The 10446-nt window shown below is 48.1% G+C and carries 11 protein-coding genes; 5 read left to right on the forward strand and 6 right to left on the reverse strand.

The features are described from left to right. The first annotated feature begins 197 nt into the window (after positions 1-197). A complete protein-coding gene (gene glnS / locus K6Q96_RS04890; protein ID WP_251878286.1) occupies positions 198-1865 on the forward strand; it encodes a glutamine--tRNA ligase in 1668 nt (555 codons plus the stop codon). Between the two features lie 64 nt (positions 1866-1929). On the opposite strand, the gene fur is transcribed toward glnS, so the two are convergent. Further along, positions 1930-2373, reverse strand: coding sequence for a ferric iron uptake transcriptional regulator (gene fur, locus K6Q96_RS04895; RefSeq protein WP_251878288.1), 444 nt, complete (start codon positions 2371-2373; stop codon positions 1930-1932). A 191-nt stretch (positions 2374-2564) separates the two neighbouring features. Between fur and K6Q96_RS04900 the strand changes: the two genes are divergently transcribed. Continuing rightward, positions 2565-3044, forward strand: a complete 480-nt coding sequence (locus K6Q96_RS04900; protein WP_434802159.1) for a DUF4442 domain-containing protein — start codon at positions 2565-2567, stop codon at positions 3042-3044. Positions 3045-3099: 55 nt separating this feature from the next. On the opposite strand, the gene fldA is transcribed toward K6Q96_RS04900, so the two are convergent. The 3 genes from fldA to K6Q96_RS04915 form a co-directional block, all read right to left on the reverse strand. Beyond that, positions 3100-3627: a flavodoxin FldA gene (gene fldA / locus K6Q96_RS04905; protein WP_251878292.1), complete on the reverse strand. Its 528-nt coding sequence runs from the start codon at positions 3625-3627 to the stop codon at positions 3100-3102. A 120-nt stretch (positions 3628-3747) separates the two neighbouring features. Then, entirely contained in the window at positions 3748-3966 is a 219-nt protein-coding gene (locus K6Q96_RS04910) for a DUF2788 domain-containing protein (RefSeq protein WP_062662733.1), read from the reverse strand. A gap of 60 nt (positions 3967-4026) precedes the next feature. Next, a complete protein-coding gene (locus tag K6Q96_RS04915; protein WP_251878294.1) occupies positions 4027-4800 on the reverse strand; it encodes an alpha/beta fold hydrolase in 774 nt (257 codons plus the stop codon). 182 nt (positions 4801-4982) lie between these two features. On the opposite strand from K6Q96_RS04915, the gene seqA reads away from it, so the two are divergent. Together seqA and pgm are read left to right on the forward strand one after the other, a co-directional pair. Further along, the gene (gene seqA, locus K6Q96_RS04920) at positions 4983-5528 is read left to right on the forward strand and encodes a replication initiation negative regulator SeqA (RefSeq protein ID WP_251878296.1); all 546 of its coding nucleotides are present in this window, start codon (positions 4983-4985) and stop codon (positions 5526-5528) included. A 154-nt stretch (positions 5529-5682) separates the two neighbouring features. Beyond that, complete coding sequence (pgm, locus tag K6Q96_RS04925) at positions 5683-7329, forward strand: phosphoglucomutase (alpha-D-glucose-1,6-bisphosphate-dependent) (RefSeq protein WP_251878298.1); 1647 nt, start codon at positions 5683-5685, stop codon at positions 7327-7329. Between the two features lie 80 nt (positions 7330-7409). Here pgm and K6Q96_RS04930 read toward each other — a convergent pair whose 3' ends face one another. Next, complete coding sequence (locus K6Q96_RS04930) at positions 7410-8174, reverse strand: DUF1853 family protein (protein WP_251878300.1); 765 nt, start codon at positions 8172-8174, stop codon at positions 7410-7412. A 108-nt stretch (positions 8175-8282) separates the two neighbouring features. On the opposite strand from K6Q96_RS04930, the gene K6Q96_RS04935 reads away from it, so the two are divergent. Then, positions 8283-9041, forward strand: coding sequence for a Nif3-like dinuclear metal center hexameric protein (locus tag K6Q96_RS04935; RefSeq protein ID WP_251878302.1), 759 nt, complete (start codon positions 8283-8285; stop codon positions 9039-9041). 62 nt (positions 9042-9103) lie between these two features. On the opposite strand, the gene K6Q96_RS04940 is transcribed toward K6Q96_RS04935, so the two are convergent. Continuing rightward, entirely contained in the window at positions 9104-10393 is a 1290-nt protein-coding gene (locus tag K6Q96_RS04940; RefSeq protein ID WP_002539570.1) for a citrate synthase, read from the reverse strand. Positions 10394-10446: the final 53 nt, after the last annotated feature.

Below are 10446 nucleotides of genomic sequence, written 5' to 3' on the forward strand. Positions count from 1 at the left end.
CTTAAAGTATCAAAGCCCGCACTTCGCGGGCTTTTTTTTGTTCAAATGGCGTTAGAGCGTTCAGTAGTGGTTGAGTAAATAGCCACGATCGGGGATTATTGGACGTTATTTGAAATCTATCCAACCTAGGCGCTGATCGGCAGCATATCAAGTTCGCCTGAGTATAAGATCTGGATCTTCCAACGAGGTATTTTTTGATGAGTGAGTCTGAGGCTCGTCCAACTAACTTTATCCGTCAAATCATCGATAAAGATTTGGCAGGTGGTGTTCACAACACTGTTCACACGCGTTTCCCGCCAGAGCCGAATGGCTATCTGCATATCGGTCACGCAAAGTCGATCTGTCTGAACTTTGGTATCGCGCAAGATTACCAGGGTCAGTGCAACCTGCGCTTTGACGATACCAACCCAGAGAAAGAAAATATCGAATTCGTTGAATCTATCAAAAGCGATGTGAACTGGCTGGGCTTCCAATGGGACGGTGAAGTTTGTTATTCGTCTGACTACTTCGACCGTCTGCATGGTTATGCGGTAGAACTTATCGAAAAAGGCCTGGCTTACGTCGAAGAGTTAAGTGCTGAAGAGATCCGCGAATATCGTGGCACCCTGACTGAACCGGGTAAACACAGCCCATACCGCGCTCGCACTGTGGAAGAAAACCTGGCGCTGTTCGAAAAAATGAAGAATGGCGAATTTGCTGAAGGCAAAGCATGTCTGCGTGCCAAAATTGACATGGCTTCGCCGTTTATGGTCATGCGTGATCCAGTGCTGTATCGCGTGCGTTTTGCACACCATCACCAAACCGGTGATAAGTGGTGCATATATCCAATGTACGACTTCACACACTGTATTTCAGATGCGATTGAAGGCATTACTCACTCACTGTGTACGCTGGAATTCCAGGATAACCGCCGTCTGTACGACTGGGTTCTGGAAAACATTACGATTGAATGTCAGCCACGTCAGTACGAGTTCAGCCGTCTGAATCTGGAATACACAGTGATGTCAAAGCGTAAGCTGAGCCAACTGGTCAGTGAAAATCTGGTTAATGGTTGGGATGATCCACGCATGCCGACTATCTCTGGCCTGCGTCGCCGCGGTTACACGCCTGCATCAATTCGTGAGTTCTGTAAGCGTATTGGCGTCACTAAACAAGACAACACCATTGAGATGAGCTCACTGGAGTCTTGTGTGCGTGATGACCTGAACGAAAACGCACCTCGTGCGATGGCTGTGCTTGACCCAATCAAACTGGTTATCGAGAACTACGCAGAAGGTGAAATCGAAACGCTGAATGCACCTAACCACCCGAACAAACCAGAAATGGGCGAACGTGAAATCGCATTCAGCCGCGAAATCTGGATTGAGGCTGAAGATTTCCGCGAAGAAGCGAACAAGAAGTACAAACGTCTGGTTTTGGGTAAGGAAGTGCGTCTGCGTAACGCCTATGTGGTGAAAGCTGAGCGTTGTGACAAAGATGCGGATGGCAACATCACGACGGTTTACTGTTCTTATGACCCAGAAACTTTGGGTAAAGACCCAGCAGATGGCCGTAAAGTGAAGGGTGTTATCCACTGGGTATCTGCGGATGCTGGTGTTGAGGCAGAGTTCCGTTTGTATGATCGTCTGTTCACGCTACCAAACCCTGGCGCGGCTGATGACTTTGCATCAACCATTAACCCTGAGTCACTGACTGTGGTTCTTGGTTACGTGGAGCCAAGTCTGAAAGCAGCAGAAGCTGAGCATGGCTATCAGTTTGAGCGTATGGGTTATTTTTGCGCAGATCGTAAAGACAGCAAAGAAGGTGCGTTGATATTCAACCGTACCGTCGGTCTTCGCGATACATGGGCGAAAATTGGTGACTAAGTTGCCATGAATACAAAAAACCGGAGCATAGCTCCGGTTTTTTTATGTCCATCAATCAGCGAAGTTAAGCGTCATGGATGCTTGGGTCATCTTTGCACCCACTTTTTGTGCAGTGCCCGTAAAGGTACAAGCTGTGGTTGGTCAGTCTGATGTTGAACTGGGTTGCTATATCTTTTTGGCGCTGTTCAATTACATCATCCGTAAATTCGATGACACGCCCGCAATCCAGACAAACCAAGTGGTCATGATGGTGCTGTGTTGCCAGTTCAAAAACCGATTTGCCACCTTCAAAGTGATGGCGGGTGACAATACCGGCATCGTCGAACTGGTTAAGAACGCGATATACGGTCGCAAGTCCAATTTCTTCGCCGATATCGATAAGCTTTTTGTAAAGATCTTCAGCGCTAATGTGCTGGCAGTCCGGCTCTTGCAGAACTTCTAAGATCTTCAAGCGAGGCAACGTAACTTTAAGGCCTGCGTCTTTTAGTGCCTTGTTATTATCTGACATCCGGTTCTTTCCTACGTAATTGCTTTTTCCCTGTGTGAGAGAACGGGAAAATTGATAGTAAGCGTAACAAATGTGATAAGACGCCGCCAGTACAAAGGGGTAAATATCTGACCTAATTGGTTGGTTTTGCGGCTTGTTGTCGCATTGTAAAACTGGCAGTATTGACTGGTATGACCAGAAAAGGAATTCCTGTGTATAAATACTACAAACCCGGCATTGTGAAGTTCGCCTTGAACTGTTGGCCTCCATTCTGGGGCGCGGGTATTAAGATCCTGAATATCAGCGAAGATTTTCGTCACGTTAAGATACGCTTAAAACTCCGATGGTGGAATAAAAATGCCAACCGAACCCAATATGGCGGCAGCATTTTTTCTATGACAGATCCCACCTATGCTCTCATGCTGATGGGAATCCTTGGCGAGAAGTATTTCGTTTGGGACAAGGAGGCCGACATCAATTTCATTAAGCCTGGAACGACAGACCTGTTCGCGGAATTTGTGATTTCCGAGGAAACCATAGCGTCTATTCATCAAGCGACGGCGAACGGAGATAAGGTCTTTCCAGAATTTATCGTGAATGTGCAGGATGCCAATGGGGAAGTTGTCAGTCGCGTTAGACGCGTGCTATACGTGCGCAAAAAGCCGAAGTACCGCGAGCAAAATCCAGCTTGAGCGGTTTCAACAGATACAAAAAACGCGCCCATGGCGCGTTTTTTGTCGTGCTTGATTAGCCTTCCAGCTCAGCCAGACACATTTCCTCGTAGACTTGTTTGACCCATTTTTCTACTCGGGCAGAAGTCAGTTCCGGCTGTCGGTCTTCATCAACACACAGACCAACAAAGTTGTTGTCATCAACCAGCGCTTTCGACGCTTCGAACTCGTAACCTTCCGTCGGCCAGTGACCAATGATGGTACCACCTTTGGTTTCTACGATGTCGCGGACAGTACCCATCGCGTCACAGAAGTATTCAGCGTAGTCTTCTTGATCACCACAGCCAAAGACGGCAACCAGCTTGGTTGAAAAGTCTACTTGCTCAAGCTCTGGGAAAAAATCGTCCCAGTCACATTGTGCTTCCCCGTAGTACCAGGTTGGGATGCCAAGTAGAAGCAAATCGAAGTTATTGATATCTTCTTTGCTGCTCTTTGCAATGTCCTGAACGTGGACCATGTGCTTGCCCAGTTGTTTTTGAATCATCTTGGCGATAGCTTCAGTGTTACCTGTATCGCTACCAAAGAAGAGACCTACGCTCGCCATAATAGAGAATACCTATTTATTGTTAATCGAGCCGTAATATACACAGCCCAGAATCTAAAGTGTAGAAGAAGGCTAAACCTTCTTGCCGTTGGAATCTTTTAAGGTGCCCTAGCCTTTGGCTTAAATGCCTACGCCTTCCCAGAAAAGCTGGATCACGCCCTTTGTAATAAAACCTGCGCACCCAAGGAAAAGCACCAGCCACACGATTTTTCGGCCAAATGGTGGGACTTTTCCCTCTTTGAGCACATCCTTGATCGCCATACCAATAAAAAAGAAGATAGCTGCAAATAGCAGATCAAGGCCTATCTTCTCGAGCAATTCGAAGTGCTCGTATAGCATTCCTGCCTCCGTTGGGAACCCATTTTCGCCGCGCACTATAGCATAAGTGAGAGCGCTCTGTTAACGCTCTGAGTTTGTTAAAAAGCGAGTGATCACACGTGCCACGGTATCCGGTTTTTCGGCATGTAACCAATGGCCCGTGTTCGCAATCACATGTGCTTTTGCGTGTGGGAACTGACGCTCAATATCGGCACGGTGTTCACCAGAAATGTAATCTGAGTTAGCACCTTTCAAAAACAGCGTTTCTCCCTCGAATATGCCTTGTTCAGGCCAGCCAGTAATGTCTTCATAATGCAATTCAAGTGTTGGCACATTGAAACGCCAGTCAAAGGTGCCATCTTCTTGTTTGGCCAGAGATTTCAAAAGAAACTGTCGTACGCCCGGTTCTATAATGTGTTCTGCAAGTTTTGCTTCCGCTTCTTTTCTACTCAAGATGGGCTGCGCCATTGAGGCATTCAAACCTGCCAATACCGCATCGTGTCGGCGTCTTTGGTAGTTAACAGGGGCAATGTCCATAACCACCAGATCTTCGAGGTAAGCAGGGTGTAGCTGCGCTAACATCATGGCGACTTTTCCGCCCATTGAGTGCCCGACAACAGAGACTTTATCCAGTTTCTGCTGGTCTAAAAAATCTTTCACTGCAGTGGCTTGGGATACGTAATCAACGTTTTTGGAGCGTGGAGACTGGCCGTGGTTTGGTAAGTCAATTTGATAGACCTGATAGTGGTCAGCCAGTACCTTTGCCAGTCCGCCAAGATTGTCCAGGCTGCCAAACAGTCCGTGGATCAACAGGAGAGGGCTTCCTTCGCCTTGGATCTTGAAGTTCAATTGCACAGCGGTTTTCCTGTTAAATTCATGCGTGGGCGTAGTATAGCGATCCTGAACGCGACTCAAAACCTTACCTCGATCACGAAGAGAGTTATTCTCACTGAAACCAGCATCTTGAGGTGGCTCGGGTACCCCTAACCCTGTATAATCACAGTGTTGAATTGTAAACAGGACACGATGATCAAACGATGAAGACAATTGAGGTTGATGAAGAGCTATACCGGTACATTGCCAGCCAGACCCAGCACATTGGTGAAAGTGCATCGGACATTCTGCGCAGGCTGCTGATGGCACCGCAGGTGGAGCAACAACCCGTTGCGACGTTGACTCCGAGCCCAGAGAAAAAGGGCATTGTCGTCAGTAAAGACGCGGGCAAAAGCGATACCGTTGATCGTGTAAAAGAAATGCGCTCCCTGTTGATCTCCGATGAATTCGCGGCGCAAGAGAAAGCGATTGGCCGATTTATGCTGGTACTTTCGACACTGTACCGTATTGATAATCACGCGTTTGCTGAAGCGACAGCGCTAAAAGGGCGTACGCGCGTTTATTTTGCTGATAACGAGCAGACGCTGCTGGAAAGCGGCAAGACGACCAAACCGAAGCACATTCCGGAAACGCCATTTTGGGTAATCACCAATACCAATACTGGACGTAAACGCCAGATGGTTGAGCAGCTGATGACCAAGATGAGCTTCACCAACGACATCACCGAGAAAGTGGTGGGCGAGATTTAACCCCGCAGAGTTTGGTGTCGAATAAACATAACGAATGAAGAGGCCTTGTCATTGACGGGCCTCTCACTATATCTAGGCCTGTTGGGCGTTTAGTGCAGAGGTTCTGCTGCTTCTCAACAGGTTAATGTCAGAATTTTTTGTAAGGATGCGAGTAATGGCTAGCCATGAACGCGCTGGACAGCGAGCCCAGCAACAAGATCTCCATAATATTCCGATGCTAGTGTCGAACTATTTCCAACTGACACCAGATGCGGCGAATCCCGCCCACAAAGTAGAGTTCGGTACCTCTGGTCACCGTGGTTGCTCGGACAAAGTGACTTTTAACCAGCACCACATTTTATCTATTGCTCAGGCAGTAGCAGAAGTGCGAGCAGAGAAAGGTGTAACTGGTCCACTATTTGTGGGTAAAGACACCCATGCGCTGTCAGAGCCAGCGTTCTGTTCCGTTGTAGAAGTGCTGGTGGCAAATGGCGTGACTGTGATTGCACAGAAAGAGGGTGGCTATACACCGACACCAGGCATCTCTCACGTGATCCTGACGCACAATCAGCAAAACGACGATAAAGCGGATGGCATTGTGATTACGCCTTCGCACAATCCACCTCAAGATGGTGGCATCAAATACAATCCGACACATGGTGGTCCCGCGGAAGGTGATCTCACTAAAGCTATTGAGCAGAGAGCCAATGCGCTGATTGCTGAAGGCTTAGCGGGTGTTCGCCGTATGAAGTTTGCTGAAGCGGTGGCGAGCGATCTGTTTGTTGAAGCGGATCTGGTGATGCCGTATGTGCTGGATTTAGCTTCTGTGGTTGATATGGATGCCATCAAAAAAGCGGGTCTTCGTATCGGTGTTGATCCATTAGGTGGCTCGGGTATTGATTACTGGAAAGCGATCGCCAAGCACTTTGATTTGGATATCACACTGGTTAACGACGATGTGGATCCGTCGTTCCGTTTTATGTCGCTTGATAAAGATGGCGTGATCCGCATGGATTGCTCATCACCGTCCGCAATGGCTGGTCTTCTTGCCTACAAAGACCAGTATGATCTGGCATTCGGTAACGACCCTGATTTTGACCGCCATGGTATTGTCACGCCAGCAGGTCTGATGAATCCGAACCACTACCTCGCTGTGTGTATCGATTACCTTTACCAGCATCGTCCACAGTGGGGCGCAGAAGTCGGTGTAGGTAAAACACTGGTATCGAGCGCAATTATCGACAAAGTGGTTGCTAATCTCGGCCGCACATTGTGCGAAGTACCTGTAGGCTTCAAATGGTTTGTTGATGGCCTTTACACGGGGGAAATTGGCTTTGGCGGCGAAGAAAGTGCAGGGGCGTCTTTCCTTCGCATGGACGGTACAGCCTGGGCAACAGATAAAGACGGTATTCTGCTTTGTCTTCTGGCAGCGGAGATCACCGCTGTTACAGGTAAAAACCCACAGCAGTACTACGATGAGCTTGCTGAGAAGTTTGGTGCTTCTAGCTATGCTCGCCTGCAAGCACCGGCAAATGGTGAGCAAAAAGCGGTGTTGAGTAAACTCTCTGCGGAAATGGTCACCGCCGAAACAATGGCTGGTGATGCCATCACAGCGAGACTGACTCACGCGCCAGGCAATGGCCAGGCAATTGGTGGTCTGAAAGTGACCACCGAGTTTGGTTGGTTTGCTGCGCGCCCATCCGGCACAGAAGATATTTACAAAATTTACTGTGAGAGCTTTAAAGGCGAAGAACACCTTGCGCTGATCCAGAAAGAAGCACAAAGCATCGTGAGCGATGTGTTTAAGGCGGCAGGGCTTTAATACTCCTCAGCGAAGTGAAAATTGAAAAACCACCGCATCGCGGTGGTTTTTTGTATCTACTAAACAAGGGGGGGGGCGGCTCAAAGAGAAGGCCAATTATCTGGAACAACAAACCAGCGGTGACGGTTTTCGTCAATAAGGTGCGTTGCCCTAGTGACAGTTTCTGGCCGCGAATATACAGGCAGATCTTCCAAAGATGGGGCTTCCATCCATTGCGCTCTGGTCAATGCGAAAAACTCTACATCTATAGGCAATTGGGAAGGCCAACACCAAAATCCATTGACGCTCTGCTCTTGCACATCTGGAGGCGAAGGCAAATCACTGAGAGGTAAGAAAGGATTGGTGTAAAGTCTGCCCTGAACGAGCAGTCTGCGTTTGGCTATCGGGTATTGGGAAAACTGCGCTTTGTATTCTTCGGTATCGGTAAGCATCAACTGTTGGTCGGCCATCTTTTTGTGTTTCTTCGCCAATGTATCTTTGGCATTCGGGCCTCGCCATTCTCCGTCAAACGCCAGATAAAACTTGATGGCAACTTCCCAGTGCTCCAACTCTCCGTTAGGGCTTGCAACGACAAAATCAAGGGCACCGAGTGTGCGTTTATCTCTCTCTACCTGTAATTCTTCGGCAACCAGTCGGTAAGTACCATTGTGGTGCAAACATTGTTTGATCAGCCATTGGTAGTAGAAACCAATCCGTTGACTTCCCTCATAGGCTGGGAATTGCTGGAATGAAATAGAAGACCAGAATGTTGGAGGGACGACGCTTGCGGGGTCTTGAACGATAATGTCTGTTGACTGCTGAATCCAAGCAATATCCCGTTGAACTTGAACACTGTCTGCGAACATGAATGACCTTCCTTGATAACTGTACCGAGAGCATATAGCAAACGAGGTTCACCTGCATCGTCATGGTGGTTAGAATATGTGTAACAGACATTGAGATTCAGGAAGAACATGAACAATTACCAACTCGAATCGCTCCTCAACGACTTTCTAAAGCCTTTCGCGATTAAAGATTACTGCCCAAATGGTATGCAGGTAGAAGGGAATGCTGAGGTGAAGAAAATCGTCACCGGCGTCACTGCTTCACAGGCGCTAATAGATACCGCGATTGAGCAGGGTGCAGACGCGCTGCTGGTTCACCATGGTTACTTTTGGCGAGGAGAGTCTGAGCCACTCAAAGGCATGAAGTTTAAGCGTATCAAAGCGTTGATTGAGAATGGAATTAACCTCTATGCCTACCATTTACCACTGGATGTGCATCCTGAGGTGGGTAACAACGCACAACTTGCAAAACTGCTGGGTATCGAACAACGCGGTGGTTTAGAAGATGGCAATCTAAATTCGGTTGCTGTTTGGGGAGAATTACCGAATGCACTGTCTGCGAAGGAGTTTAGCGAATTACTGGGAATGAAATTAAATCGCGAACCACTGCATATTGAAAGCGGTGTTGCCAAGTCTATAAAGACAGTAGGTTGGTGCACAGGTGGTGGTCAGGACTTTATCGACCTGGCAGCAAGTAAAGGTATGGATGCTTTTGTTTCGGGTGAAATTTCTGAGCGTACGACGTATTCAGCCAGAGAGCTGGGTATCCATTATTTCAGTGCAGGACACCACGCGACAGAGCGTTATGGTGTGAAGGCTCTCGGCGAGTGGTTGGCGAACGAGCATGGTTTCGAGGTGAGCTTTATCGATATCGACAATCCAGTATGAGGTCGCTTACAAAACAAAAAAACGCCGCGAGAAGCGGCGTTTTTTTGTTTGGCTTTTGCCTGTTACTCGCGGTCTTTCAGAGGTTTGAAATCGCGCTTGTCGTAACCAGTGTAAAGCTGACGTGGACGACCGATTCGGTTTTGCGGGTCACTGTGCATTTCATTCCAGTGAGCGATCCAGCCGATGGTACGAGACATCGCGAAAATCACGGTGAACATCGACACTGGGATACCGATTGCTTTCAGAATGATGCCTGAGTAGAAGTCTACGTTCGGGTAGAGTTTCTTCTCGATGAAGTAAGGGTCAGAAAGTGCAATTCTTTCCAGCTCCATTGCTACATCCAGCAGAGGGTCATTGATCTTCAGCTCATCAAGAACTTCGTGACATGCTTCGTTCATTACGGTAGCACGTGGGTCGTAGTTCTTGTAAACGCGGTGACCGAAGCCCATCAGACGGAATGGATCATCTTTATCTTTCGCGCGTTCAATATACTCTGGAATATTCTCGACAGAACCGATTTCTTCCAACATGCGCAGACACGCTTCGTTAGCACCGCCGTGAGCAGGACCCCACAGTGAAGCAATACCCGCTGCAATACATGCAAATGGGTTTGCACCGGAAGAACCAGCCAAACGAACAGTAGACGTAGAAGCATTTTGCTCGTGGTCTGCGTGAAGGGTAAAGATTTTGTCCATTGCACGCGCAACAACAGGGTTCACTTCATACTCTTCTGCTGGTGTTGCAAACATCATATGCAGGAAGTTTTCAGCGTAATCCAGATCGTTACGTGGATAGATGAACGGTTGTCCGATCGAGTACTTGTAACACATCGCCGCCAACGTAGGCATCTTCGACAGAAGACGGAACGCAGTGATTTCGCGGTGCGTGTCGTTGTTGATGTCCAAAGAGTCGTGGTAGAACGCAGCCAGTGCGCCAACCACACCTACCATAACGGCCATTGGGTGGGCGTCACGACGGAAACCATGGAAGAAACTCGCAATTTGCTCGTGAACCATGGTGTGGCGAGTTACGATACGACGGAACTCTTCGTATTGTTTAGGGCTTGGGGCTTCACCATATAGTAGGATGTAACAAACTTCCAAATAGTCAGCGTTATTGGCTAATTGATCAATTGGGTAGCCACGGTGCAACAGAACGCCAGCTGCGCCATCAATATATGTAATTTGTGACTCACACGACGCTGTTGCAACGAAACCTGGGTCAAACGTAAAAAAGCCGTTCGCACCCAATGCACGTACATCGATCACTTCTGGACCGACTGTGCCCCCTTTGATCGGCAGTTCGATAGGTGCTTTCCCTTCAATTTGTAGGGTAGCTTTCTTATCTGCCATAACATTCTCCTTTGTTTTTTTATAATCCTATCCCGGATACGGACCCCGTTGTT

The sequence above is a fragment of the Grimontia kaedaensis genome (assembly GCF_023746615.1).
Classification (GTDB): domain Bacteria; phylum Pseudomonadota; class Gammaproteobacteria; order Enterobacterales; family Vibrionaceae; genus Enterovibrio; species Enterovibrio kaedaensis.